Annotated in this window: 24 protein-coding genes and 2 pseudogenes; 11 read left to right on the forward strand and 15 right to left on the reverse strand. The window is 68.4% G+C overall.

Features of this window, described 5'->3' with window-relative positions; translation table 11 throughout:
- Window positions 1–4 precede the first annotated feature (4 nt).
- On the forward strand, window positions 5–1,255 hold the full coding sequence (locus QF027_RS39840; RefSeq protein ID WP_307080229.1) for an alpha-L-fucosidase: 1,251 nt from the start codon (window positions 5–7) through the stop codon (window positions 1,253–1,255).
- A 109-nt stretch (window positions 1,256–1,364) separates the two neighbouring features.
- On the opposite strand, the gene QF027_RS39845 is transcribed toward QF027_RS39840, so the two are convergent.
- The gene (locus QF027_RS39845) at window positions 1,365–3,041 is read right to left on the reverse strand and encodes a carbohydrate binding domain-containing protein (protein WP_307080231.1); all 1,677 of its coding nucleotides are present in this window, start codon (window positions 3,039–3,041) and stop codon (window positions 1,365–1,367) included.
- Between the two features lie 163 nt (window positions 3,042–3,204).
- Window positions 3,205–4,329 carry an ATP-grasp domain-containing protein gene (locus QF027_RS39850; protein ID WP_307080233.1) on the reverse strand — a complete coding sequence of 375 codons (1,125 nt, stop codon included), beginning with the start codon at window positions 4,327–4,329 and terminating at the stop codon, window positions 3,205–3,207.
- Window positions 4,330–4,595: 266 nt separating this feature from the next.
- Here QF027_RS39850 and QF027_RS39855 point away from each other — a divergent pair, with 266 nt between their 5' ends.
- Window positions 4,596–5,456: a metallophosphoesterase family protein gene (locus QF027_RS39855; RefSeq protein ID WP_307080235.1), complete on the forward strand. Its 861-nt coding sequence runs from the start codon at window positions 4,596–4,598 to the stop codon at window positions 5,454–5,456.
- Entirely contained in the window at window positions 5,453–6,133 is a 681-nt protein-coding gene (locus QF027_RS39860; RefSeq protein ID WP_306973938.1) for a 4'-phosphopantetheinyl transferase family protein, read from the forward strand. The genes QF027_RS39855 and QF027_RS39860 overlap by 4 nt, the downstream gene beginning before the upstream one ends.
- 21 nt (window positions 6,134–6,154) lie before the next feature.
- On the opposite strand, the gene QF027_RS39865 is transcribed toward QF027_RS39860, so the two are convergent.
- Complete coding sequence (locus QF027_RS39865) at window positions 6,155–6,394, reverse strand: hypothetical protein (protein ID WP_057610106.1); 240 nt, start codon at window positions 6,392–6,394, stop codon at window positions 6,155–6,157.
- A gap of 242 nt (window positions 6,395–6,636) precedes the next feature.
- Between QF027_RS39865 and QF027_RS39870 the strand changes: the two genes are divergently transcribed.
- The gene (locus tag QF027_RS39870) at window positions 6,637–7,659 is read left to right on the forward strand and encodes an alpha/beta fold hydrolase (RefSeq protein WP_306973935.1); all 1,023 of its coding nucleotides are present in this window, start codon (window positions 6,637–6,639) and stop codon (window positions 7,657–7,659) included.
- 13 nt (window positions 7,660–7,672) lie between these two features.
- Here QF027_RS39870 and QF027_RS39875 read toward each other — a convergent pair whose 3' ends face one another.
- Window positions 7,673–8,203 carry a toxin-antitoxin system, toxin component gene (locus QF027_RS39875; RefSeq protein WP_306986470.1) on the reverse strand — a complete coding sequence of 177 codons (531 nt, stop codon included), beginning with the start codon at window positions 8,201–8,203 and terminating at the stop codon, window positions 7,673–7,675.
- Window positions 8,204–8,235: 32 nt separating this feature from the next.
- A complete protein-coding gene (locus tag QF027_RS39880; RefSeq protein WP_306973933.1) occupies window positions 8,236–8,892 on the reverse strand; it encodes a helix-turn-helix domain-containing protein in 657 nt (218 codons plus the stop codon).
- 224 nt (window positions 8,893–9,116) lie between these two features.
- Here QF027_RS39880 and QF027_RS39885 point away from each other — a divergent pair, with 224 nt between their 5' ends.
- Window positions 9,117–9,767 (forward strand): MmyB family transcriptional regulator, encoded by a 651-nt coding sequence (locus QF027_RS39885; protein WP_306973931.1) that lies wholly within the window; start codon window positions 9,117–9,119, stop codon window positions 9,765–9,767.
- A 98-nt stretch (window positions 9,768–9,865) separates the two neighbouring features.
- Here QF027_RS39885 and QF027_RS39890 read toward each other — a convergent pair whose 3' ends face one another.
- Entirely contained in the window at window positions 9,866–10,624 is a 759-nt protein-coding gene (locus QF027_RS39890; RefSeq protein WP_307080237.1) for a cache domain-containing protein, read from the reverse strand.
- Window positions 10,625–10,664: 40 nt separating this feature from the next.
- Window positions 10,665–11,402, reverse strand: a complete 738-nt coding sequence (locus QF027_RS39895) for a FadR/GntR family transcriptional regulator (protein WP_306973927.1) — start codon at window positions 11,400–11,402, stop codon at window positions 10,665–10,667.
- A 121-nt stretch (window positions 11,403–11,523) separates the two neighbouring features.
- On the opposite strand from QF027_RS39895, the gene QF027_RS39900 reads away from it, so the two are divergent.
- Genes QF027_RS39900 through QF027_RS39915 form a run of 4 tightly spaced genes read left to right on the forward strand, consistent with a single transcriptional unit; the run spans window position 11,524 to window position 15,469 of the window.
- Window positions 11,524–12,561, forward strand: coding sequence for an ABC transporter ATP-binding protein (locus QF027_RS39900; protein WP_307080239.1), 1,038 nt, complete (start codon window positions 11,524–11,526; stop codon window positions 12,559–12,561).
- Window positions 12,562–12,574: 13 nt separating this feature from the next.
- Complete coding sequence (locus tag QF027_RS39905) at window positions 12,575–13,777, forward strand: ABC transporter substrate-binding protein (RefSeq protein ID WP_306973922.1); 1,203 nt, start codon at window positions 12,575–12,577, stop codon at window positions 13,775–13,777.
- A gap of 3 nt (window positions 13,778–13,780) precedes the next feature.
- The gene (locus QF027_RS39910) at window positions 13,781–14,644 is read left to right on the forward strand and encodes an ABC transporter permease (RefSeq protein WP_307080241.1); all 864 of its coding nucleotides are present in this window, start codon (window positions 13,781–13,783) and stop codon (window positions 14,642–14,644) included.
- A 9-nt stretch (window positions 14,645–14,653) separates the two neighbouring features.
- The gene (locus QF027_RS39915; RefSeq protein WP_307080243.1) at window positions 14,654–15,469 is read left to right on the forward strand and encodes an ABC transporter permease; all 816 of its coding nucleotides are present in this window, start codon (window positions 14,654–14,656) and stop codon (window positions 15,467–15,469) included.
- 20 nt (window positions 15,470–15,489) lie between these two features.
- Here the strand turns inward: QF027_RS39915 and QF027_RS39920 are convergent, their stop codons facing one another.
- The 4 genes from QF027_RS39920 to QF027_RS39935 are packed head-to-tail and all read right to left on the reverse strand — an operon-like array spanning window position 15,490 to window position 18,849.
- Window positions 15,490–16,305, reverse strand: a complete 816-nt coding sequence (locus QF027_RS39920) for an ABC transporter ATP-binding protein (RefSeq protein WP_307080246.1) — start codon at window positions 16,303–16,305, stop codon at window positions 15,490–15,492.
- A 26-nt stretch (window positions 16,306–16,331) separates the two neighbouring features.
- A complete protein-coding gene (locus QF027_RS39925; RefSeq protein ID WP_306973913.1) occupies window positions 16,332–17,111 on the reverse strand; it encodes an ABC transporter permease in 780 nt (259 codons plus the stop codon).
- On the reverse strand, window positions 17,108–17,881 hold the full coding sequence (locus tag QF027_RS39930) for an ABC transporter permease (RefSeq protein WP_307080248.1): 774 nt from the start codon (window positions 17,879–17,881) through the stop codon (window positions 17,108–17,110). The genes QF027_RS39925 and QF027_RS39930 overlap by 4 nt, the downstream gene beginning before the upstream one ends.
- Window positions 17,878–18,849 carry an ABC transporter substrate-binding protein gene (locus tag QF027_RS39935; protein WP_306973909.1) on the reverse strand — a complete coding sequence of 324 codons (972 nt, stop codon included), beginning with the start codon at window positions 18,847–18,849 and terminating at the stop codon, window positions 17,878–17,880. Before QF027_RS39935 ends, QF027_RS39930 begins: the two co-directional genes overlap by 4 nt.
- Before the next feature lie 145 nt (window positions 18,850–18,994).
- Between QF027_RS39935 and QF027_RS39940 the strand changes: the two genes are divergently transcribed.
- Window positions 18,995–19,849, forward strand: coding sequence for an IclR family transcriptional regulator domain-containing protein (locus QF027_RS39940; RefSeq protein WP_307080250.1), 855 nt, complete (start codon window positions 18,995–18,997; stop codon window positions 19,847–19,849).
- Here QF027_RS39940 and QF027_RS39945 read toward each other — a convergent pair.
- The 4 genes and pseudogenes from QF027_RS39945 to QF027_RS39960 all read right to left on the reverse strand — a co-directional run bounded on the left by QF027_RS39945 (window position 19,764) and on the right by QF027_RS39960 (window position 23,556).
- A complete protein-coding gene (locus QF027_RS39945; RefSeq protein ID WP_307080252.1) occupies window positions 19,764–20,702 on the reverse strand; it encodes a PDR/VanB family oxidoreductase in 939 nt (312 codons plus the stop codon). The genes QF027_RS39940 and QF027_RS39945 overlap by 86 nt on opposite strands.
- Entirely contained in the window at window positions 20,699–20,887 is a 189-nt protein-coding gene (locus tag QF027_RS39950; RefSeq protein WP_057610121.1) for a hypothetical protein, read from the reverse strand. The genes QF027_RS39945 and QF027_RS39950 overlap by 4 nt, the downstream gene beginning before the upstream one ends.
- Window positions 20,884–21,959: pseudogene (locus QF027_RS39955) on the reverse strand (Rieske 2Fe-2S domain-containing protein). Before QF027_RS39955 ends, QF027_RS39950 begins: the two are co-directional and overlap by 4 nt.
- A gap of 331 nt (window positions 21,960–22,290) precedes the next feature.
- The gene (locus QF027_RS39960; RefSeq protein ID WP_307080254.1) at window positions 22,291–23,556 is read right to left on the reverse strand and encodes a site-specific integrase; all 1,266 of its coding nucleotides are present in this window, start codon (window positions 23,554–23,556) and stop codon (window positions 22,291–22,293) included.
- A 1,703-nt stretch (window positions 23,557–25,259) separates the two neighbouring features.
- Between QF027_RS39960 and QF027_RS39965 the strand changes: the two are divergent.
- Window positions 25,260–25,641, forward strand: a pseudogene (locus tag QF027_RS39965) (sugar nucleotide-binding protein); the annotation flags it as partial.
- Window positions 25,642–25,760 lie beyond the last annotated feature (119 nt).

The following is a 25,760-nucleotide window of genomic DNA, read 5'->3' on the forward strand; positions in this document are numbered from 1 at the left end:
CCCCGTGCCGATGCAACCCTGGTTCACCGACGCCAAGTTGGGGATCTTCATCCACTGGGGCATCTACGCCGTGGACGGCGTCCAGGAGTCCTGGTCGTTCTACGACGACATCGTCCCGCACGATCAGTACATGTCCCAGCTGGAGCGGTTCACGGGGGCGAAGTACGACCCCCGTGAGTGGGCCGACCTGTTCGCCCGTGCCGGCGCCAGGTACGCCGTGCTGACGACCCGTCACCATGACGGCGTGGCCCTGTGGGACACGCAGTACGGCGAGCTGAACCTCGGCAGGGACTACGTCGGCCCCTATGTCGAGGCCCTGCGCGAGAAGGACCTCAAGGTCGGCTTCTACTACTCGCACTCCGACTGGAACCACCCCGACTACGCCTCCACGCGCAAGCCGGGCCGCCCGCCGGAGCAGGAGGACAACCGCTACTCCGAGGTCGCCGCCGAGGACGAGGACCTGGCGGCCTGGGAGCGGTTCATCGCCTACCGGGACGGCCAGATCCGGGAGCTCGCCTCCCGCTACCGGCCCGACCTGATGTGGTTCGACGGCGAGTGGGACCGCAGCGAGGAGCAGTGGCGCATCCCCGAACTCGCCGCGCTCATACGGTCCTACGTGCCGGACGTCGTCTTCAACGCGCGCATGCTCAGCGAGGGCGACTACGCCACCCCCGAACAGGGCGCTCCCATCGAACCTCCCGACGGTCCCTGGGAGTTGTGCCTGACGATCAACGACTCCTGGGGGTACCAGCACCAGGACCACAACCACAAGTCGCTCGCCCAGCTGATCCGCTACTTCACCGAGACCATCGGTGGGGGCGGCAATCTGCTGCTCGACGTCGGCCCGATGGAGGACGGCACCATCCCCGAGCCTCAGGTGGAGCGCCTGGAGGGTCTGGGGGAGTGGATCCGCAAGCACTCCGAGGCCGTGTACGGGACCGTGCGCGGGCTGCCCGCCGGGCACCACTACGGACCCAGCACGCTCTCTGCGGACGGCCGGACGCTCTATCTGGTGCTCTTCGACGCGCCGCGCGCCGAGGTCGGGCTGCGAGGGCTGGTCACCCCGGTCCGCAAGGTCACCGTCCTGGGTACCGGGGCCGAGCTCGGGCACCGGGTGGTCGGCGGGCTCCACGAGGCCGTGGGCATCGTGTGGATCGACCCGCCCGCCGAGTCCGACCTCGACCCGTACGCCACGGTGCTCAAGGTCGAGCTGGACGGGGAAGCGGAGCTGTACCGGGGGGCCGGCCGGTTCTGAGGGCGATTCCCACCTGAGGTTGGTGTGCGACCCCGCCGCCGAACTGCCCCCACGCCTGGCCGAGTCGGCACAGGCGTGGGGGTGTGCGGCCGCTTGACCGCCGTTCGGCTCAGCCGGTGAAGCCGGCCGTGATCGAGGTGAACTGCCAGTTGTTCTGGCTGATGCCGGAGCAGTTGCTCGTCACCCCGCCGCCCGGGCACGGCCGGTCCCGGTTGACCGACCAGAACGCGAGCCGGGCGATGTGACGGGAGTTCGCCCAGTCACGGATCTGGGTCCAGATCGCCGTGCTGGTCAACTCCTGCTGATCACTGAGGCCGTTCATGCCGGAGATCCCGATGTGGGCGTAGGCCGTCGCGTCGTCCCACCCGAAGGTCGACTTCAGTTTGGTCTTCAGCCCCTCCGACGCGTTCACGGTGTTGCCGTACATGTCGCTGCCGCCGCCGAAGTCGAACGGCATGATCGTGAAGACGTCGACGTTCGCGTTCAGCGCCTTGGCCTGCTCGATCAGCCGGTTGCCCCAGTACGTCGGCCCGGTCGTCGAGGTGCCGAAGGTGAGGATGGTCCTCAGGCCCGGGTTGTTGGCCTTGACGATCTTCAGGGCGTTCAGGATCCGGTCCTGCACGGTCGCGTTCTCGAACTCGTCCGTGTTCTCGATGTCGACGTCGATGGCCTTGAGACCGTACGCGTCGATCACCTTCTGGTAGGCACCCGCCAGCGCCTCGGGGGTCGAGCAGTTCGGACCGAGCTTGTTGCCGCTCCAGCCGCCGATCGACGGGACGATGTCACCGCCCGCGGACCGGACGGCGTTGATGACGGACTGGTCGTTGCCGCCGGTCAGCGGCCTGCTGCCGTCCCAGGCGGGGTTGCAGCCACCGGAGGAGAGGATGAACGCCATCGTGTACCACTTGATCCCGGTCGCGCTCATCACCGAGGTCGCGCTCGGCGGATCACCCCAGCCGAGGTAGAGATAGGGGGCGGCCTGCTTGAACCCGGTCCCGCCACCGCCGCCCGCCTCGGTCGTCACGGACACGGCGTTGGAGGCCGCCGAGACGTTGCCGGCCGCGTCCCGGGCCTTCACGGTGAAGGTGTAGGAGGTACTGGCGGCGAGGCCGCTCACGGTCGCGCTGGTGCCGGACACGCTCAGCACCTGGTTCGACCCGCTGTAGACGTCGTACGCCGTCACGCCGACGTTGTCGGAGGAGGCGCTCCACGCGAGGGACGCGCTGGAGGAGGTCTTCGCGGTGGACCGCAGACTCCCGGGCGCGCTCGGCGCCTGCGTGTCCGAACCACCGCCGCCGGGCCCGTCGAGGCTGATGTCGTCGGCGTAGTAGGTGCCCTGGGCGTACCAGCCGTGGACGTAGACGGTGGCACTGGTCTGCGAGGCGCCGGTGGTGAAGCTCGTGGTGAGCTGGCTGTACGCCGACGGGGAGGTCGTCCACGTGGAGGCGCCGCCGTCGACGCCGAGGTAGACGTACGAGCCGCGCACCCAGCCGCTGAGGCTGTAGGTGGTGTTCGGCTGGACGGCGACGGTCTGGCTGCACTGGGCGTTGTCGCTCGAACTCACCGCGCCCTGAAGGGACTTGGTGCCTCCGTGCACGGGAGAGGAGACGACGGAGCCGAGGTTGCCGGTGCAGGTCCAGGGGGAGAGGTTCCCGGATTCGAAACCGGGGTTGGTCAGGACGTTGGCCGCCTGAGCCGTGCCGGGCAGCGCGACGGCTCCGACGAAAGCCAGTGCGGCGGAGCCGAGGAGAGCGAGGAGTCTGGAACGTCTGAGTGGGTTGCGCACGCGATCTCCCTGAAGGAATGGGGGCGTTCGGGAGTGCAGAGAGGTGCAGGGGGTGCGCAACCAAGTTGGTATGGACCAATCCACCTGTCAAGACAACTGACGGAAGTCGGACAGGCCACAGGGGCGCGGGGCTGGATCAAGACACCCGCGCCCGGCAGGAAACCTAAAGCGGCAGGGCCGCCTGAGCCGTTTCCACCGCAGGTGCAGGCGCGGGAACGGAAGGCAACAAGGGTTCGACCTCCTCGACCCGCTGATGAGGCACCGACACCGGCCGCAACTGCCTGAGCCCCGAGACCACCGTGTAGTCCTGCCCCAGGAACGGCGGCTCGATCACCCCGGTGTCCTCGCCGAGCGCCAACTGCACAGCGGCCCACGGCACGTTGACCCCGCACAGGGAGAGCTGGTGCAGTCCGCCCGCAGGCCGCGTGTTGACGTCCATGAGCACGGGCCGGTCACCGAACATCCGGAACTGGATGTTGGACAGATAGTGCAGCCCGAACCCCTCGGCGATCAGCCGTGCCGGTTCCAGCCACTGCTCGTGCTGGGTGAACCCGCGCCGCCGCCCGTTCTTCGTGCGGCCGATCGCCAGCCGCACCCGGTTGTCGGTCCCGGTGAGCGTGTCCACCGACACCTCCGGCTGCTCAAGACGCGGCATGACCAGCCAGTCCACCTGCTCGTCGGCCTGCTCGAGCGCCTCGACGACCGTGTCGAGCGACACGTACGGACCGGGGAACCCGTTGAGCTGCGCGAGGGAGAAGGGCGCGCGCGTGATGACCCGGAAGCCCACCCCGCCCGCGCCGGACGCGGGCTTGAAGCAGGCCTTGTGACCGCCGGCCTCCAGTTCCTCCACGGCCGCGACCAGCTCGTCCGCGGTCCGCACCCGCCACCACGGCGGCACCGGAACACCGACCGCCTGGACCGCCTCGTAGGCGACGACCTTGTCGTGGAAGACGGCGACGGCCTCCGGCGGCGGTGCGAGCAGCGCCGTACCGATCGCGGCGAAGTCGGCGCGATGGGCGACGATCGCCGCCTGGTGCAGCCGGGGCACGAACACGTCGATGCCACGCCGCTGGCACTGGTCGAGGGCGAACTCGACGTAGCCGGCCGGGGACAGCCCCTCCGGCTCCAGCTCGGCGGTGTCCGCGGCGGCCAGCACGGGAGAGTCGGCGTCTCCGTGCGTCGCATGGATCTCGACGGCTCTGGCGCTGGGATTTCGCCGCAGCTGATCCATGAAGAACACGTTCTCCGCGTACGTGCGGTTGAGCCAGACGCGTACGCGAGAGAGCATGCAGGCCGCCTTTCGGGTTTTTCGGGCAGGGGGAAGCAGGCCCGTGCCCGGGCAGGGTGGTTGGAGGGTCACCAAACCGCCCCTTGCGAAGGGGAAGTTTCAGAGCGGTGGTGGTGGGGCGATCATACGGCTTTCCAGGGGCCACGCGTGCAACACCCGTGTTACGGAATTTCCGATCATGAAGCTCAGCCGCCCCGGGCCACTCTTGTACCGGGAAACCAAATGTGTTCTCGTGGTCCCACCCGGGTGATCGGAGGGGGCGAGAGGTGACGTCTGTGGCCGGTGGTGCGGCCCAGCTGCTGGCCGTCAGTGACCTGCACATCGGCTATCCCGAGAACCGTTCCCTCGTCGAGCGGATGCGCCCCGGCACCGACGACGACTGGCTCCTGGTGGCCGGTGACGTCGCCGAGACCGTCGCCGACATCCGCTGGGCCCTCGATACCCTCGCCGGCCGCTTCCGCCAGGTCGTCTGGGCCCCCGGCAACCACGAACTGTGGACCCATCCGAAGGACACCGTCACCCTGCGCGGGGTAGCCCGCTACGAGCACCTCGTGGAGATGTGCCGGGAAATCGGCGTCCTCACCCCCGAGGACCCCTATCCCATCTGGGACGGCCCCGGCGGCCCGGTCGTCGTGGCCCCGCTGTTCCTGCTGTACGACTATTCCTTCCTGCCGGCCGGCTGCACCACCAAGGAGCAGGGCCTCACGTACGCGCACGGCACCGGCGTCGTCTGCAACGACGAGTTCCTGCTGCACCCCGACCCCTACCCGTCCCGCGAGGCCTGGTGCCGGGCCCGGGTCGCCGAGACCGAGCGCAGACTCGCCGCGCTCCCCGACGACCTGCCCACGGTCCTGATCAACCACTACCCGCTGGACCGGCACCCGACGGACGTCCTGTGGTACCCCGAGTTCGCGATGTGGTGCGGCACCACGCTGACCGCCGACTGGCACCGCAGGTTCCGCGTCGAGACCATGGTCTACGGCCATCTGCACATCCCGCGGACCACCTGGCACGAGGGCGTCCGCTTCGAGGAGGTGTCGGTGGGCTATCCGCGGGAGTGGCGCAAGCGGCCGGAGCCGCCCGGACGGCTGCGCCGGATCGTGCCCGGGGAGGTCGGCGCACGGTGATCGAGGAACTCCTGCCGGACTCGGTGGTGTCCGTCGAGGTCCATGGTCACGACGAGCCGGAGAACGCCACGCTGTACCCCGAGGAGGCCGCGCTCATCGCCCCCGCGGTGCCCAGACGCCGGCGTGAGTTCACCGTCGTGCGGGCCTGCGCCCGCCGGGCCATGGAGAAGCTCGGGGTGCCGCCGCAGCCGGTCCTGCCCGGGGAACGCGGCGCCCCGCGGTGGCCGGCCGGCCTCACCGGCAGCATGACCCACTGCGACGGCTACTGCGCCGCCGCCCTGGTCCGCGCCACCGACCTGGCCTCCCTCGGCATCGACGCCGAACCCCACGGACCGCTTCCGGAGGGCGTGCTGGAGAGTGTCTCCCTGCCGGGGGAACGGGTCAGGCTGCGGGAACTCGCCGGGACGTACCCCGCGGTCCACTGGGACCGGTTGCTGTTCAGCGCCAAGGAGTCCGTCTACAAGGCGTGGTTCCCGCTCACCGGCAAGTGGCTGGACTTCACCGAGGCCGACATAGAGATCCTCGTCGACCCCGCACAGCCCTCCGGCGGCGCTCTGCGTGCCGAACTCCTTGTCCCCGGCCCGCTGGTGGGCGGCGAGCGCCGCGGCGTCCTCGAGGGCCGCTGGACGGTCCGGGGCGGCCTGGTCGCGACATCGGTGACCGTGCCGCACGCCTGAGCGCACGGCGCGGTCGTACGTCTAGGACTCCGGCGGACACCAGCTCTGCAGGAGCCTGAAGAACGCCTCCTCGTTGCCCGCGAGGCCCGCGTCCGCCAGCGCCTGTTCGGCCTCGGCGAGGACCGCCGGCGGGACGACCGGTGGTCGGGCGGTGTCGGGCGGGCCGGCCGCGGTGTCGAAGGCGGCTCGGACCGTGTGCAACAGCCGCAGATAGGCCTGGACGGCGGTGCGCTCACGGTCGGTCAGTACGGCGGTGGGCATCGGCGGCTCTCCCCAAGTCGGCGTCGGTCGCACCCTGGACGGGGCGCGTCGGTCGCAGCCCGTACGGGCGTGCATCTCCAGCTTGCCGTCCACCACTGACAATCCGGTTTCCGCGCCCGTTCGTCCGGCCGCTTAGCGGAGGCGAAACCTCACCGAAATCACTGGAGGGAAAGCGGTCCTACGCTGGGAGGAAGGGCTTTCGGCCGTCTTGATCCGCGGCCAGGAGAACGGGAGGCGAGCACATGGTCGACGACCCGCGCCGGCGCCCGGTGCGCGCCGTCCGGCTGCGCTCGGTGGGCGACGCAGAACTGGAGTTGCAGTACCGCGTGGTGCACGGTTACCGCCGCGCTTTCCGCATGGCGGGCCAGGGACCGCCGCTCGTCCTCATCCACGGCATCGGTGACTCCTCGGCGACCTGGGCCGAGCTGATTCCGGACCTCGCCCGCACCCACACCGTGATCGCCCCCGACCTGCTCGGTCACGGCGACTCCGACAAGCCGCGGGCCGACTACTCGGTGGCCGCGTACGCCAACGGCGTGCGTGATCTGCTCACCACTCTCAACATCGAGTCGGCCACCCTGGTCGGGCACTCACTGGGCGGGGGAGTGGCCATGCAGTTCGCCTACCAGTTCCCCGAACGCACCGAGCGGCTCATCCTGGTCAGCGCCGGCGGTGTGGGCCGCGAGGTCAACCCCGTGCTGCGGCTGGTCTCCCTGCCCGGCGCCCACCTCATGCTGTCCTCGCTGCGGCTGCCCGGCATGCGGCTCCAAGTAAGCCTCGCCGTCCGCCTGATGAAGCTCCTGGACACCGACCTCGGCCAGGACGCCCCGGATCTGCTCAACCTCGTCGACGCGCTCCCGGACGAGACCTCACGCAACGCCTTCATCCGCACCCTGCGCGCGGTCGTCGACTGGCGTGGCCAGGTCGTCACCATGCTCGACCGCTGCTACCTCACCGAGGGCATGCCGACCATGCTCCTGTGGGGCGACCGGGACAGCGTGGTACCCGTCCGGCACGCGTTCGGGGCGCACGAGGCGATGCCGGGCAGCCGCCTGGAGATCTTCGAGGGCGCCGGTCACTTCCCGTTCCACAGCGATCCCACGCGGTTCGTCTCGCTGGTCGAGGAGTTCACGGCGACCACGGCTCCGGCGGACTGGAGCCGTGACCACTGGAGGCAACTGCTCCGGGACGGCGGCCCCGGCACCTCGCGGGCACGGCGCGGGGAGCGTGACCTGAGAGAGGCGAGCGAACGCAGCGCGACATGACGACGGGGCAGGCTCAGCCCTGTGGCCCCAGATACCCCAGCGACGCCTCGATCCGTCCCGCCAGACGGTCCCGCTGCACCGGTCCCCGCAGCGACGAACCGGCCAGCCACGTCCGGCACTTGCTGGCCAGCAACAGGCCGAAGCTCTCCGCCTCCCGCTCGTCGTCGAGCTCGAAGCGGCTACGGGCGGCCACCTTGCGGACCGTGGCCTGGAGATCGGCGTCGTCGCAGAGGAGGCGGGCGGCGACCGCGGCGCCCTCGACGTGGTGGGAGCAGTGGCCGGCGTTCATGTGCCACAGCTCGTGGCCGAGGATGACCAACTGGTGGTCGGGGGCGGTGCGTTCCTCGATCACCACGAGGTCCTGGTCGGCCATGTCGAGCCACAGCCCGCTGGCCGTGCCGGGCGGGAAGGGCGCCGTACGGAAGTGGACCGGGCGGCCCCGGCGTCTGCTCATCGCGTCGCACAGGGCCCCGTAGAGGTCCTCGGGCCGTGCGGGGGCGTCGAGTTCCAGTTCCGCCACCAACTCGCCGCTCAGGCGGCGCATGTGCTTACCGATGCCCACAGTTGTCTCCCGGATCAGGACTCGGGCCGCTTGACGCTCTCCAGGAGCATGTCCAGCCACTCGGCGACCTTGTCACGGTGCTGGTCGGTGGGCAGCTGCGCGGCCCGCCAGGCGATCCCGCGGACGCCGTGGTCCTGGAGCAGTCGCTCCAACGGGTCGTGGGTGGCCGCGGCGGCCTCCCGCTCCCGGTCGGCGAGCTTGTGCAGGAGCTCCTGCTCGGTGTGCTGGAGCGCACCCGCGAGCGCCTCGGGGTCCTCGGCCGTCAGGAACCCGGCGTGCACCCGGAAGAACCGCTGGATGGCGTCGCAGTGCTCCATGGTGGGGCGCCTGTCGCCGTTGATGAGGGCGCCCGCCTGCTGCCGGGACATGCCCGCGCCGTCGGCGATCTCCTGCTGGGTGTACTTGCGCCCGTTGGGCTTGAGCCGGGTGCGGCGCAACAGGTCGAGCCGCTGCAGGAACCGCGCCTGGACGTCCGGTTCACCCGCCGGGCGCCCACTCAGCAGAGCCTTGACCACGGGCTCGGGGACACCCGAGGCGACGGACAGCCGGCCGGTGTCGAAGACCTGCGCGTGCGGTACGCCGAGCCGGTCGGAGAGTGCGGCGACGCGGGCGACGACGGCCGTCAGTACGACCGTTGCCGCGTCGTCCGGGCCCTCGAAGCCATCCGACACCGACAGATCTCCTACGTCTCTCACCCGACTACTCACAGGCGGTCGCCGTGAACTTCCCGGAGAGTAGCCCCTTGTTCGAACTCACATCCAGGTGTCGCCACAACTGTGGCCAATTTCAGCCGTCAACTGCTACGGAATGCCACGATAGTTGACACGACTCGCTCCGGAGCAGCAGGATCAAGGCGCCGCGTGAAGGCCGCATAGGCAAGAGGGGTGACCTCCCGATGGCATATCAGGCAGGTGGGCAGCGGTCGGAACTGCGGCCCGTCCCCGAGGGGCTCGAAGCCCAGGCGTATCTTCAGGACTACGCCACGCTCCTGGAAGCCGTCCCCTTCCCGTCCGTCGTCCTCGACCACCGCTGGGACGTCGTCCTCGCCAACGCCGCTTTCGCGTCACTTTTCCGTGCCGTGGGTCCGCATCCGACGGCCATGCCGGGCGACAACTTCCTCCGGTTCGTCCTCTTCCACCCCGACGCGAGCAGTGTCCTCGGTGAGCACGAGTCGCGCTGGTGTCTGCCGATGCTCGCGCACTTCGCGGCCGCGGTGGAGCGGCACGGCCACGACCACGTCATCCAGGCGATCCGCCGGGACATCGCGCAGGACCCGATCATGGACGCCGCCTACCGGCACGGCCTGCCGCACTGGATCCGCGCGGTCGGCGAGCGGGCCGTGGAGCACGACGGCTCCGTACGCCCGCTGGTGCACCCCGACCCGCGCTGGGGCGTCACCGACTGCCGGGTCGTCGACGAGACCCCGCGCACCCTGCGCGACCTGGGCTACACCCGGCTGACCCTGGTGCTCCGTCCGGCTCCCACCAGGCGCCGCCCGCGTCGCACGACGACACACCTCACGGTGGTCCCCACCCCCCAGGTCTGACGGGCACCGTCGGCGTTCAGGTCGTCGACGGCGCCTCGTCAGCACGTGTCGGGCCCCGTGGAGCCAAGGTGTTCCACGGGGCCGCCGCCCCTCCCGGCTCACTCCGCCACCACGAGCACCAACGGCACCCCCTCGCACGGCATCAGCCGCACCCCGTCGGCCCGCGTGGGCCTGCCGGTCGTCAACGCCCCCGCGAAGTCCGGGCCCTTGTCGAGGGAGCCGACCAGGTGGCGCGGGTCGGTGGACGCGGCGACCCGGCCGCGGGCGTTCACCAGACGGGCGGGGCCAGGGAGTTGGTGCAGCATCGGCATCACGGCCGCCTCGAAGTGCCGTAGATACACGTCGGCCGCGGCCACCCCGGCGAACCGGCCCGCCATCTCGACCGGCGCCGACAGCGTCAGGCTGTACTCGTCGGAGCAGAGGTAGTCGACATACGGCCCGGCCACCGCCCGCTCCCCGGTGTCGCGGGGGAGCGCGAACCAGTCCCAGTGCGTGTAGTCGGCGTACGCCGAGTGCGCGGGGTCCAGGTCGAGCAGCAGCGGTCGTACGTCGCCCTCCGAGCCGGTCTGCCACCACTCCAGCCACGCGGGTACGTCCGTCAGCAGTCCCGGCGCGGCGACGAACCCGACGCCGGACACCAACCCGTGCCGGGCGAGCCGCAGATGAAGACCCGGGCGCAGCGCGGCGAGGTCCACGGTGGCGGGGCGGCGGCCCTCGGCGGCCACCCGTTCCAGCAGGGCCGTGGTGTCCGCGCGGGTCGCGGCAACGGCGTCGAAGACCGTCTCCACGGCCGAGCGGACCCGCGCCGCGACCGACTCCTCCGGTGCCTTGTCGAGCATTGCCGTCGCGAGGCCCATGGCTGCCCTCCAGCGGACGGGGACCGTTCGAGCGAGGCGGCTACAGCGACAGACGCAGGGCGATCAGCCGTGCCGTGGACTCCCGCACGCATCGCTCGGCCAGTTCCCTGGCCGATTCGTGGGCCCCATCCTGCACGGCGGAGATGACGAATCGGAGTCGCCCGGACACCTCTTCACGATATTCGCCGTCCCCGAGCACAAGACACAACAGCGCCCCGACCTCTGTCTGGAGGGCGACCTGCTCCCGGGTCAGCCGCGCCGACTGCGCGGCCGCGGCCAGCTCCACATGGAAGCGGCCGTAGAGGCGGCTGCACGCCGCAGCGCCCTCCGCCTGAGCCAACTCCTCGGCCGTACGCCGTAGTTGTACGAGATCCTCGGGCTCTGTGCGCTCGGCCGCGAGCCTCGCCGCCGTACCGGAGAGGGCGGCCCAGTGGTCGCCGAGGTCGCGCAGTTCCTCGGTGCTCCAGCCGCGCAGACGGACCTTGAGCCGTTCCTCGCCCGGGGGTTCGGGCAGCGAGACGAAGGAGCCGCCGCCGCGGCCCCGGCGGGTGGTGACGAGCCCCTGCTGACGCAGTGCCATGAGCGCCTCCCGCAGGGTCACCGTGGACACGCCGAGCTGACCGGCCAGCTCGCTCTCGCCCGGCAGCTGCTCACCGTCACCGAGCAGCCCGAGCTCGATGGCGTCGCCGATCCGGCGCACGACCGCGTCCACCCGCGCCCTGTTGTCGACCGGGGCGAAGACGGCTCTGCGGGCGCCGTCGATGCGCTGCTCGTTCACGGCCACCACCTTGCACGTTGACTCAAGCTTTACCCTAAGGGGGCCTTGAGATTGGAACTATGACTTCATATGTTTTCGGTCTATCGGTCAACGCCCGAGCGAGCCAGAAAGGTTCCCGCCCATGGAGGGAAGCGCGATCCGGCTGCACCACCTGCGGAAGTCGTTCGGGGAGACGACCGCCGTGGCCGGGATCGACCTGGAGATCCGGGACGGGGAGTTCTTCTCGATGCTCGGCCCCTCCGGCTCGGGCAAGACCACGGTCCTGCGCCTGATCGCCGGCTTCGAGACCCCCACCGAGGGCCGCGTCGAGCTCGCCGGACAGGAGGTCACCGGCCTCGCGCCCTTCGAGCGGGACGTCCACACCGTGTTCCAGGACTACGCCCTCTTCCCGCACATGAGCGTCGAGCAGAACGTCGCCTACGCGCTCAAGGTCCGGGGGGTGCCCAGGGCGGAGCGGTCGGTACGGGCACGCAAGGCGCTCGGCGAGGTGCGTCTGGAGGGCTTCGGCAAGCGGCGTCCGGCCCAGCTGTCCGGCGGGCAGCGCCAGCGGGTCGCTCTCGCCCGTGCCCTCGTCGGCCGTCCCCGGGTGCTGTTGCTCGACGAGCCGCTCGGGGCGCTCGATCAGAAGCTGCGGGAGGAGATGCAGGTCGAGCTCAAGGCGCTCCAGCGCGAGGTCGGCATCACCTTCGTGCTCGTCACCCACGACCAGCAGGAGGCCCTGACGATGAGCGACCGTATCGCCGTCTTCCACCAGGGCCGCATCGAACAGGTCGGCACCCCGGCCGAGATCTACGAACGCCCCGCGACGCCCTTCGTGGCGTCCTTCGTCGGCACGTCCAATCTCCTCGAGGGGGACACCGCCCGCCGGATCGTCGGCGTGCCGGGTACCTACAGCGTCCGGCCCGAGAAGATCCGCATCCTGAAGGAGTCCGCGGACTCCGACGAGCCGGAACACGCCTTCGCCACCGGCACCGTCGCCGAGGTGGTCTACCTGGGCGACGCCACGCGCTTCCTCGTCGACCTCGACGGCGGCGGCCGTCTCACCGCCCTTCAGCAGAACCTGGAGACGTCGTCCGAGGATGTGGCCGCGTACCGGGGTGCCCGGGTGCGACTGCAATGGCACAGGCGGCATGCCGTTGCGGTGCCCACCACTGACTGACCCCTTCTCGCAGATGGAGTACGTCGTGCGCCTCACCCTCAAGGCGGCTGCGGCCGTCACGCTTCTGTTCGTCGCCACCGCCTGTGGCTCCTCCGGCTCCGGCTCCGGCTCCTCCTCCGGACTCAACCCGCCCGATCTCAAGGCGCCCACGAAGCTCGGCGCGACCGAGGGGCAGGTCAATCTGATCGCCTGGGCCGGCTATGTCGAGGACGGCTCCAACGACCCGAAGGTCGACTGGGTCAGCGACTTCGAGAAGCAGACCGGCTGTCAGGTCAACTCCAAGACCGCCGCCAGCTCCGACGAGATGGTCAAGCTGATGAAGACCGGTCAGTACGACGCCGTCTCCGCCTCCGGCGACGCTTCCCTGCGCCTCATAGCCTCCGGCGACGCGGCCCCCGTCAACACCGCTCTCGTGCCCAACTACCAGGACATCTTCAGCGGGTTGAAGGACGGCGCGTGGAACTCCGTCGACGGGCGGATGTACGGCATCCCGCACGGCCGGGGCGCCAACCTGCTGATGTACAACACCGAGAAGGTCACCCCCGCGCCGACCTCCTGGTCCGCCGTCTTCGACGACGCGTCCACGTACAAGGGCCACGTCACCGCGTACGACTCGCCGATCTACATCGCCGACGCGGCGCTGTACCTGAAGGAGACCAAGCCCGGTCTCGGCATCAAGGACCCCTACGCCCTCGACCAGAAGCAGTTCGACGCCGCCGTCGCCCTGCTCAAGCAGCAGAACGCCAACATCGGCGAGTACTGGAGCGACTACCTCAAGGAGATCTCCGCGTTCAAGAGCGGCGACTCCGTGGTCGGCACCACCTGGCAGGTGATCGCCAACCTCACCGCCGACGAGGGCGCCAAGGTCAAGGCCTTCGTCCCCAAGGAGGGTTCGACCGGCTGGTCCGACACCTGGATGGTCTCCGCCAAGGCCAAGCACCCCAACTGCGCCTACAAGTGGCTCGACTGGATCGTCTCGCCGAAGGTCAACGCCCAGGTCGCCGAGTACTTCGGCGAGGCGCCCGCCAACTCCAAGGCGTGCGACCTCACCAGCGACAAGAACTTCTGCACGACCTACCACGCCTCCGACGAGGACTACTGGAAGAACATCGCCTTCTGGAACACGCCCATCGAGCAGTGCCTGGACGGCCGCACGGACGTCACGTGCGTGCCGTACGCCAAGTGGGTCCAGGCCTGGACCGAGATCAAGGGCTGAGGCATGGCCCTGCTGACGCGGACCGCGGGGGCGCTGCACCGCCGCCCCCGCCTGCGGCTCTCCCTGCTCCTCGCCGCCCCGCTGCTGTGGCTGGCAGTGCTCTACCTCGGTTCGCTGACCGTGCTGTTCGTCTCCGCGTTCTGGACGACGAACTCCTTCACCTCCGAGGTGGTGAAGGTCTGGTCGACCGACAACTTCCGCGAGTTGTTCACCACGCCGGTGTTCCGGCAGGTGATCCTGCGGAGCGTGGGTGTGGCGCTGGCCGTCACCGTCCTGTGCGCGGTGATCGCCTTCCCGGTCGCCTTCTACACGGCACGGGTCGCGCGGCCCAGGTGGCGCCCGCTGCTGGTGGTCGCCATCCTCACACCGCTGTGGGCGAGTTACCTGGTCAAGGTGTACGCGTGGCGGCTGATCCTCTCCGAGGGCGGGCTCGCCGACTGGATGCTGAAGCCGTTCGGGCTGAGCGGCCCGGGGTTCGGCCTCACGGCGGCCGTGCTGACACTGACGTACCTCTGGCTGCCGTACATGATCCTGCCGATCCACGCGGCGCTGGAGCAGCTGCCGGCCAACCTGCTCGACGCCTCGGCCGACCTGGGGGCGCGGGCCGTCCGGACCTTCCGGTCGGTGGTGCTCCCGATGGTGCTGCCGTCGGTGGCGGCCGGGTCGATCTTCACGTTCTCGCTGAGCCTCGGCGACTACATCACCGTGCAGATCGTCGGCGGTAAGACCCAGCTGATCGGCAACCTCGTCTACTCCAACATCGAACTCAACCTGCCGATGGCCGCGGCGCTCGGCACGGTGCCGGTGGTCGTGATCGTGCTGTATCTGCTGGCGATGCGCCGCACCGGCGCCCTGAGCAGCCTGTAGAGGAGCCTCGTGCAACTGTCCCGATCCGCCCGTATCGCACTGCGCGTCGCCGCCGGGTTCGGCTTCGCGGTGATCTACGTCCCGCTCGTGCTCGTCCTCGTCAACTCCCTGAACCCCGACCGGAGCGCGAGCTGGCCCCCGCCGGGGCTGACCCTGCACTGGTGGTCGGTGGCCTGGGAGAACTCGGGGGCCCGTGCGGCGCTGTGGGTCTCGGTCAAGGCGGGCCTCGGCGCCACTGCCATTGCACTGGTCCTCGGAACGCTCATCGCCTTCGCCGTCGCCCGGTACCCCTTCTTCGGCAGGGACGCCCTCTCCTTCGTGGTCGTCCTGCCGATCGCGCTGCCGGGAATCGTCACGGGCATCGCCCTCAACTCTGCGTTCGGCACGGTGCTCGAGCCGCTGGGCGTCGGCCTCGGCCTGTTCACCGTGGTCGTCGGCCACGCCACCTTCTGCATCGTCGTGGTCTTCAACAACGTCGTCGCCCGGCTCCGCCGCACCTCCGGCTCCTACGAGGAGGCCGCGATGGACCTGGGCGCGAACACCTTCCGCGCCTTCGCCGACGTCACCTTCCCCCTGGTCCGCTCGGCCCTCCTCGCGGGCGGCCTGCTCGCCTTCGCTCTCTCCTTCGACGAGATCGTCGTCACCACCTTCACTGCGGGACCGGGCATCGAGACCCTCCCCATCTGGATCTTCAACAACATGACCCGCCCGCAGCAGGCACCGGTGGTGAACGTGGTGGCGGCCGTGCTGGTGCTGTTGTCCGTGTTTCCGATCTACGTTGCTCAGCGGCTGTCGGCGGACACGGCGACGGGGAGCCGGGTCTGACCTCGTGGTGCGGGGGCAGTTCAGTGAAGTGGAGGCGTACCTGACTTCGTGACCGGAGCGTCCCGCACGGCCCCGCGCTTCGCCGCCTGGATCTGCTCGTACACATGGGTGCGCAGTTCGGCGAAGCGCGGGGCCACACGCGTGTGCAACTGGTCCCGCTCGTCCGGCAGATCGACCTTCAGCTGCTCCTGCACGACCGTGGGGGAGGCGGACAGCACGATCACGCGTTCACCCAGGTACACGGCCTCGTCGATGTCGTGGGTGACGAACAGGATCGTGATGCCGCGCTCCCGCCACAGCCGCCGTACGAGATCCTCCAGGTCGGCCCGGGTCTGCGCGTCCACGGCCGCGAACGGCTCGTCCATCAGCAGGACCTCGGGCTCGTACGCGAGGGCACGGGCGATCGCCACGCGCTGCTGCATACCGCCGGAGAGCTGCCAGGGATACGCCCCGGCGGCTTCCGAGAGGTCCACCGACTCCAGTGCGTCGGCGACCAGTTCACGTCGCCTCGCCTTGCTCAAACCCTTTTGTTTCAGCGGCAGTTCCACGTTGTCGGCGACACGCATCCAGGGAAAGAGGCTGCGGCCGTACTCCTGGAAGACGAAGGCCATCCCGGGCGGGGGACCGCTCACCTTCCGGCCCGACAGGTGGACTTCGCCGGCCGTCGGCGTGAGCAGTCCGCCCATGCACTTCAGCAGGGTCGTCTTGCCGCAGCCGGACGGGCCGACGAGACACACGAGTTCGCCCGCCTCGACGGTGAAGGTGAGGTCGCGGACCGCCTCCACACGGCGTCCTGACCCCTCGTAGACCTTCTTCAGGCCACGTACGTCGAGCATGGACCGCCCTTTCGCGTTCGGGTGAGTCACGGGGACCGCCGGGTCGAGGCGCGCAGGCCGTGGTACCAGGCGAGGACCCGCCGCTCGACCAGCTGGAAGACGACGGAGAGCAGGAAACCGAGCAGACCGAGGACGAGGATCCCGGTCCACATGTCGGGGACTGCGAAGCTGCGCTGGAACTGGACGATGGTGAAGCCGATGCCGTTGCTGGCCGCGAACATCTCGCTGATCACCATCAGGATGATGCCGATGGACAGCGCCTGCCGCAGGCCCGCGAAGATCTGCGGGCTCGCCGCGGGCAGCACCAGATGGCGCAGTCGAGAGGGGCCGGTGACGCCGTAGGAACGGGCTGTCTCCAGCATCACCGGGTCGACCGCGCGCACGCCTTCGACCGTGTTGAGCAGGATCGGCCACACGCAGCCGCTCGCGATCACCGTGACCTTCATGGTGTCCCCGATGCCCGCGAACAGCATGATGACCGGGACCAGCACCGGCGGCGGCACCGCACGCAGGAACTCCAGGACCGGTTCGCACACCGCTCGCACCCGCCGGTAGGAGCCGATGACCGTGCCGACCGCCACCCCGGCCACGGCCGCCAGCGCGTAACCGGCAGCCAGTCGCCAGATGCTGGGCAGGACGTCGGCACGCAGGCGCTCGGCGGTCCACACGTCCGGGAAGGTCTTCAGGATCGTGCGCAGCGGCGGCCAGAAGACGTTGGTGCTGCCGTCCGACGCGAACCACCAGACGGCGACCAGCAGCGCGGGCAGCGCGAGCACGAAGACCAGTTGGAGTACGAAGCGCCTCACACCGCCACCTCCCCGCGCACCGACTGGTGCCAGGCCAGCGCCCGTCGCTCCACGGTACGCGCGCCGACGTTGATGAGCAGCCCCAGAATGCCGGTCACCACGATCAGCGCGTACATCTCCGGGACCGCCTGCGAGTTCTGCGCGACCGCGATCCTGGCGCCCAAGCCCGGTGCGCCGATGACGAGTTCACCGGTGATGGCGAGGATCAGCGCGACGGCCGCGGCCAGCCGGACACCGGTCATCACATACGGCAGCGCGGTCGGCCACAGCACATGCCGGATCCGCGCCCAGGTGCCGAGACCGTACGACCGTGCCGTCTCCTCGGCGACGGGGTCGACGTCCTGGACGCCGTAGAGCGTCTGGATGAGGACCTGCCAGAAGCTGGCATACACGACGAGCAACAGCACCGAGCGCAGTTCGCTGCCGTACAACAGCACCGCCAGCGGGATGAGGGCGACCGAGGGGATCGGGCGCAGGAACTCGATCGTCGAGGCCGTCGCCTCGCGCAGATACGGCACGACGGAGACGACCACGCCTATGACGATCCCCGCCGAGACGGCGATGGCCAGGCCCAGGGCCCAGCCGGTGAGCGTGTCGCCGAGCGCCGTCCAGAAGGCGCCGTCGGAGAGTTCGTCGGCGAAGGCGCTCGCGATCCGGCTGGTCGGCGGGAAGTACTCCTCCCTGACCAGACCGAGCCGCGGCACCGCCTCGCCCAGGGCGAGGAAGGCCGCGAGTCCGGCGGCGCCCAGCGCCGCGTTCTGGAGCCTCACGGAAGCAGCGCGTCCACGTCAGGGGTCTTCTTGAAGAACCCGTCCTCCTCGCCCAGCTTCGCCAGCGCCTCGATGGACTCCTTGTTCGGCTCGGCCGGCCACTTCGGGAGAGTCACCTGCGCCAGCACCGACGCCGGGATCTTGGTGTACGTCGTGATGATCTGGCGTGCCTCGTCCGGGTGGGCGTCCGCGTAGGCGAGGGACTCGGCGGTGGCCTCCTGGAACTTCTTCACCACGTCGGCGTTCTGCTGCTGGTACCGCGTCGAGGTGAAGTACATGGCGACCGTGGTGTCCTTGGCCACGTCCACCAGCGGGGAGGCGATCACCTGGCCGCCCTGGCTCTTGATGGTGGCGAGCGCGGGCTCGACCGCGCAGGCCGCGTCGACCTGGCCGCTGTCGAGAGCGGCCGGCATCTGGTCGAAGGCCAGCTCCACGAACTTCACCTTGTCCGGGTCGCCGCCGTCCTTGCGGACCGACTCGCGCACCGCGGACTCGTTGATGTTCTTCAGCGTGTTGATGGCGACCTTCTTGCCCTCCAGGTCCTTCGCGGACTTGACCGAGCTGCCCTTCTTCACCGCGATCGCCGCGAAGTCCTTGCCCGCCACGCCCGTTGAGGCGATGCCGTTGGAGACCGCCTTGACCGGCACCCCGGACGACTGGGCGATCAGCAGGGAGGTGACGTTGGAGAAACCGAACTGGAACTGCCCGCTGGCGACTCCGGGCACGATCGCCGCGCCGCCGGACGCGGTCGATATCTCGAGCTTCAGCCCGCGCTTGCCGTAGAACCCCTTCTTCTGGCCCAGATAGACCGGCGCGACATCGACGATCGGAATGAGGCCGAGCTTGACGGTGGTGGTGCCGCCGGACGACGATCCCGGGTCCGAGGCCCCCGAGTCGCCGGACGAACCACAGGCCGACGCGGTGACCAGTAATGCTCCGGCCGCGAGGGTGACGAGCAGACGACGCATGGCTCCTCCTGTGCAGACTTGTTGTTCCGACAGGCTGTGCGCAGACCGCACAGTGGTGCTCAGCGCGAAAGGTATGGGGCTCGCGGGGGTCGGGTCAACACCTTTGGCTGACAATATTGTTGACAGTTGCTCATCGGAGGCGACAATGCTCGAAGCAGACCGCGCCCCTCACTTCGTCCGCTCCCTGGAGCGCGGCCTCGCCGTCATCCGCGCCTTCGACGCCGACCGCCCGGAACTCACCCTCAGCGAGGTCGCCCGCGCCTGCGGGCTGACCCGCGCGGCCGCCCGCCGCTTCCTGCTGACGCTGGCCGACCTCGGATACGTCCGCGCCGACGGCCGCGCCTACCGGCTCACCCCGCGCGTCCTCGAGCTCGGCTACTCCTACCTGTCGAGTTTCTCGCTGGCCCAGATCGCCGTACCGCATCTGGAGCAACTGGTGGAGAACACGAGGGAGTCGTCGTCCCTGTGCGTACTCGACGGCGACGACACCGTGTACGTCGCCAGGGTGCCCGCGCGTCGCATCATGACCGCGGCGATCACCGTCGGCACCCGCTTTCCGGCCCATGTCACCTCGGTCGGGCGGGTGATCCTCGCCCATCTGCCGCAGGAGGAGATCGAGGCACGCCTCGCCCACGTCGAGTTGACCCCGCTCACCGCCCGCACCATCGTCTCCGCCGACCTTCTGCGGGCGGAACTCGACCGGGTACGCCGGCAGGGGTACGCCGTCGTCGACCAGGAGCTGGAGGAGGGGCTGCGCTCGATCGCCGCCCCGGTGCGGGACCGGGGCGGCGAGGTGGTGGCGGCGGTCAACATCCCCGTGCAGGCGGGGCGTACGACACTCGCCGCGCTGCGGCGGGACCTGCTGCCGCCACTGCTGGAGACGGTCGCGGGCATCGAGGCCGATCTCGGGATGGCTACAGGTCCAGTACCAGCTTCTTCCCGCGGCACCGGGACACACAGATCATCATCGTCTCCCCGGCCTCCCGCTCCTCGTCCGTGAGCACCGAGTCCCGGTGGTCCGGGGTGCCGTCGAGGACGTCGGTCTCACAGGTGCCGCAGGTGCCCTCGGTGCAGGAGAACAGCACCTCCACGCCCGAGGCGCGCACGGCGTCGAGCACGGAGACGTCCGGCGCGACCGTGACCGTCGTGCCGGTCTGTGCCAGCTCGACCTCGAACTCCGTGTTCTCCGCGGCTGGTTGCTCCTTCGGCGTGAACCGCTCCACGTGCAGCAGTCCGGCGGGGCAGCGCTCCTCCACCGCGTCGAGCAGCGGGCCGGGCCCGCAGCAGTAGACGAGGGTTCCCTCGGGGACGCCGTCGAGCACCGAGGCGAGGTCCAGGAGGCCCGTCTGGTCCTGGGGAGCGACGGTGACCCGATCGCCGTAGCGGCTCAACTCCTCGGTGAACGCCATGGATTCGCGCGTCCGCCCGCCGTACAGCAGCGTCCACTCCGCGCCCTCGGCCTCCGCCGCCGCGAGCATCGGGAGGATCGGGGTGATGCCGATGCCGCCCGCGATGAAGAGGTAACGGGGTGCGGGCCGCAGGGCGAAGTGGTTGCGCGGCCCGCGCACCCTGACCTTGTCGCCCGGCTCCAACTGCTCGTGCACATGGGCGGATCCACCGCGCCCGGCGGGCTCGCGCAGCACGGCGATCCGCCAGGCGGTGCGGTCGGCCGGGTCGCCGCACAGGGAGTACTGCCGCTCCAGGCCGGGACCGAGCACCACGTCGAGGTGGGCGCCGGGCTCCCACTGCGGGAGCTGTTCGCCCAGCGGGTGGCGCAGGGTGAGGGCGAGCACACCGTCGGCCGCCGCGTCGCGGCGGTCGACGACGAGTTCGGCTTCGTACGCGTCACTCATGAACTGTTTCCTTGCGGCTCGTGTGAGGGCGGCTCGTGTCCTTGGGGATGGGCGAGCATCCACTCCCACATCTCGATCGGGTCCTGCGAGGTGTGCTCGCGGCCGCAGTGACAGGTGCCGTGCAGGACATCGGTGCCCGGCAGCCAGTCGATGCGGTAGATCTCCCCGGTGGGTCCGGCACTCACAGGACCTTCTCCACGGGCTTGTCGCCCTCCTCGACCAACCGGGCGAGGATACGGCGGGCGGCGAGACCGCCGGTGTCGATGTTGATGCTCAGCTCCTGGTAGCCGGTGCGCTCGGTGCCGAGCGTCCGCTGCAGCAGGTTGAGCGCGTCGACGTCCTGCATGACGACGGTGTGGTTGTTGCCCCGCAGGAACTCGGTGACCTCGGCGTCCTCGGTCGCCCAGTCGCGCGAGACCATCCAGAAGTCGTACACGTGGCCGTCGCTCGACGGGGGGTGATGGCGTACGTGATCTCGGTGTGGAAGCCGTTCGGATCGCTGCCGTCGGCCTCGGGGAGTACGCCGACCGGCGCGATGCGGCTGTGCAGCAGATAGAGACAGGGCGCGTGGTACTCGATGTCCTGCCAGCGGGTGATCCGGCCCTCGATGCCGGTGGACTTCGCGTAGAACGGCGGGCATGCGGCGTCGTCCATGTGCCGGCTCACCCGGACGATGCCCGCGCCCTCGTCGACCTCCGTGGTGATCGGCGTCTCGGCGACCTCGGGGGTGCCGATGTAGCCGCCGTGCAGATAAGTCTCGTGGGAGAGGTCGAGGAGGTTGTCGACCAGCAGACCGTAGTCGGCGTCGATCGGCTCCATGCCGCGGACGGTGACCCAGCCGGGGGAGTCGAGGTGCCTGGCCCGCGGGATGGTGTCGGCATCGGCGAGGGCCGGGTCGCCGATCCAGACCCAGATCAGGGAGTCCAGTTCGACGACGGGGTAGGAGGCGACGCGCGCGGTGCGCGGTACGCGCTTCTGGCCCGGCACGTACACGCAGGTGCCCGTCGTGTCGTACGTGAACCCGTGGTACCCGCACACGATCCGGTCGCCGTCGAGGCGGCTGGGCTTCTCGTGCAGCGGGAACCGGCGGTGCACGCACCGGTCGGCGAGCGCGACGGGCGTCCCGTCCTCCTCGGTCCGGTAGAACACGAGCGGCTCACCGAGGATCGTCCGGCCGAGCAACTCCTCGCGCCCGACCTCATGGCTGTAGGCGGCGACGTACCACTGGTTCCTGGCAAAAGCGGTGATGTGCGGCATGAGAGGGGTCCCGTCATCCTCGACGTCGTGTCGAGAACACCATGACGATGTCACCTCCACCCCGGCAATAGGACTTCCGCCGGACGGAAACTCCCTGGTCAGCCGCTTGCTGCCTGCCGCGTGGTATTCAGTTCGCTTCACCGCTCCGGCCGAGACCGGGAGAGGTGCACTTTCTGGTCCTGCACTCGCGGGGTCGAATCGGGGTCGAATCGAGCACTTCGACCGTTCCACGGGTCGATGCGCCCTCTTGCCGCGATGGTTAGCCTCGCTTCGTCATCGAGTCTTTCACATTAGGGGCGGACCGGGTCAAGTCCCCTTGGCGGGCTAGCCATCAGGCCGCTTGTTCCCCGGATGTGTCCAATGGAGAAAACAAGCCGCTGAAGGTCGTGACATCCACGCCCTCCACGGCCCGCGGCGGATGGGCGTAGGTCTCCCATGTCTCGGCGAACCTTGCATGTCTGCTGAGAGCCTGAACCGTCTTCGGGTCGTGCTGGCCTGACGCGCCAAGCTGAGACGTGTAGAAGTGCTTGAGGTCATGGAACCGTATCTCCGGCGGCAGCCCGGCCAGCGTGACGGCGGCACGCCACTTCTCGTTGAAGTCTCGGCCCGAAACTGGCCGTCCGTATCGGTTGGTGACGATCAACCCTTCGTCTGGAGGCGGAACCCAGCCTCGCCGCCGGCGGTCACCTTCCGCGCGGCGGCTCACCGGTGCGAATTGGGGGAAGCGCTCGATGTGCTTCCTCAGCTTGTCGATGAGGAAGGCGTCGACGGGCAACGTTGCTGCGCTGGCCTTCGTCTTGAGCTTCGCTGACTTCCCTCCCTGCCGCTGTTCCTCGATGTACAGGAGTCCCTCCGACCAGTCGACAGATGCCTTACTGAGGCCGATGGCTTCTCCTTCGCGGAGGCCTGCACATGCGGCGATCCACACGAAGACCTCGAAACGCGGCTCGACTTCCCTCATCGCGGCAGCGAGGCGATTTACCTGCTCCGCGCTGAGGGAAACTTTTACTCGTCCTTCCACTTCCGGCAGCTCGATCCGCGACACGACGTTCGCTGGCAGGGGTACATCCTCGTCGATCATGTAGTTGACGAGGATGCGCCAGGTTTTGAAGATCTGAACACCGTAGACGCCGCCAACGGTGGGTTGGTCGATCAGGTAATCCACGAGGGCCATGCTGTGCTTGCGGCGCAGCGTCCTGGCGATGTGCTTCCCGAGGAATGGAATGATGTGTACCCGGATGTGCGTGTCGTACGTGTCAGTCGTGTTCTTGTTCTTGTTCTTCTTCCTTCTGCGTTCAAGGAATTCTTTGGCGTAGAACTCGACTGTTTCGTTTCCCAGATCTGGATCGACCCAACTGCCGTTGCGGATCTGCACTCGGACTTCGTCCAGGTGATCACGTGCTGCCTGCCAGGTGTCGAACGCTGGACGGCGGGTCTTGCCGTTCGGGTCCGTGTAGCGAGCCTGCCATTGCTGACCCCGTCCATGGTCGGCTGACGGATAGAGTAGACTCTTCTTCGTGCCGCATTTGCATGCTATGTCACCTGGTTTCGGATATCTTTTGTGCCACCGGTCAAACGGTGCATCGGACTCGGCCATGTGTCCCTTCCGTGGTGAATTCAAGATCCTCAAAGCCTGTGATACCTAGGGATCCAGGAGCTTAGGCGGCTGGGCAAGCACCCCGTTCTTGATGCGCTCGAAAAGGTCATTTACCTCATGCTCGCTGTAGCGCACCCGGCTGCCGTTTCTGTTACCTCCGCGATTGTCTCCTGGTCCTGGCCGGTAGTGCGGGCCAAGAGGAATTGCGTGCAGCAGACCACGATTGGTCCACCGGCGCCGCGTCGAAGGTGAAATGCCAAGTCGGTGTTCCACCTCGCTAGGCATCATATAGCGATCTGGTGAATTAGAAGAAGGAGCCTCAGGGACCTTTTCTGGTTTCATCATCGGCATGTCGCAGCCGATATTTTTCCCGAACCCGAGTCATAAAACCCCCTGCGTGTCAACTTGATGTCCGACAAGATCGCGCCTCCCGCGGCCGAGTGGTTCTCCACCCTGGATGGGCGAGGTCGGCGCAGGCTTCACGCGCGGGAGCGCCGCCGTTCCATCAACAGGTGTAGATGATCGAGGTCGACGGTAGCTCAAGCAGATTCAAAGTGACAGGCATGCTGGGTGTAATTTGAGGGCAATCCATACGATATGTCGTAAACATCTGTAGATGAAACTCGGCATGACTGAGGCGGAGTGGGTGTGGTGGGGTCGGGTCGGACGCATGGCGGACGAGGTTCGCGTAGGCCGTCAGCTGCTGGGATAGATGCAAGCAGCTAGGTGAGGGTCCCTCTCCTGTGACTGGGAGGGCGGCATGGCTCGAGGGGCGAAACGAAGGTGCGCAATGTATTAGGCATCAAGTTCTGACCCGCTATCGCGGGGTGAGGCGACAAGCTAAGGTCGCGACATGATGACGACGAGTGATGCGGAGAAGAGGCCCCTCTTGCCTATAACGGTGGCTGCACTGGAAAGAACGAGATGTGACCCGATCCTCTATGCTCCACTTCGCTATTGCTGCTTGCTGGCCTGTGCAGGGGTGAGGTGATGGGAATTCTAGTCGGGGACTGGTCGCCGGGCAGCGAGCCTGATGGAACGCCGCTGGCACACATAGAGGCGTACTTCGGTCTGTCGAATGTGGCAAATGTTATGCAGTTGGTGCCAATGTCTGAATGGTATGACAGGGAGATTGCTCCTCTCATGGAAGAGACGTTCGCTTCCTGATTTCTGTGCGGCTCGGTGGCTAGAGCGGTCAATACCTCTCGTGTCGCGGCGTAAGGATCATGGGTGAGGCCCAGTACGGTGGCGCCGTCGCGTTGTCAAACGAGATGTAGATGGATAGGCGACGGCTGTCCAGCCCCATGGCTGAGGTCCCGCAAATCCGTGCACACATGCCACTCGATGCCTTTCCTCCTTCGAGGCTGTTGGGTCGTCATTGGCTGTCTGTAATGCGAACGAGGTAAGGCGTAGTTCCCGGATATCCCTCAGTGTGGGATATCCGCTCCACTCCATCGCGTCATGGCCGTAGGCTTCGCAGAACTTTGGGTAGGCGGGTCGGGTGATTTTGCCGAACCTATCGACTGTCACCGCGGTTGAAGTCAAATCCCACTCTGGTGCACCTACCGCCGTTCGTTCAAAGTCCATCAGAAAAACACCGTCAGAGGTACTCAGTTGAATCGGCGATGTGCGGACGTTCGTGACGAGCGGTGATCCCTGCGATACCACGGCCTCATGCGGCATACGCAAGGGGGGATGCCTCTATGTCCTTCGTCAAGTCTGGGGCTGGTCATGCGATGGCTGCTTCGGGAAGGCGGGGTTCGTCAGCACCAGACCCAAGCCCACAGGGTGCGCAACCCTGCGAGCCTCCAGGAGGTCCTGGAGGCCGTCAGCCCAAGGGCGGTCATCAACGCGAGCAGCGGCGGCGCCGATTGGGCGGTCACGGCTGAGGGTGGGGTGTGCCTGGCCCAGGTTGCGGCGCAACGAGGCATCAAGCTGGTCCACGTCTCGAGTGACGCCGTGTTCTCCGGCAGCGACGACCTGTACGACGAGACGTGTCTACCCGACCCAGTAACACCGTATGGGGCGGCGAAGGCGGCGGCCGAGACGGCCGTGCGACTCCTGGGTGCGGGCGCCGTCGTCGCCTGTTCTCTGGGGGAGAGCAGTGGTGCAACGAGATCCTCGAGAATCAGTGCAGCTCAGCGGCCGTGCAGAGGACGATAGCGTGCGCAACACATGTGGTGCAATCGCTGGGTTGGGCGAAT

Origin of the sequence: Streptomyces canus, from assembly GCF_030816965.1 — a bacterium.
Taxonomy (GTDB): domain Bacteria; phylum Actinomycetota; class Actinomycetes; order Streptomycetales; family Streptomycetaceae; genus Streptomyces; species Streptomyces canus_E.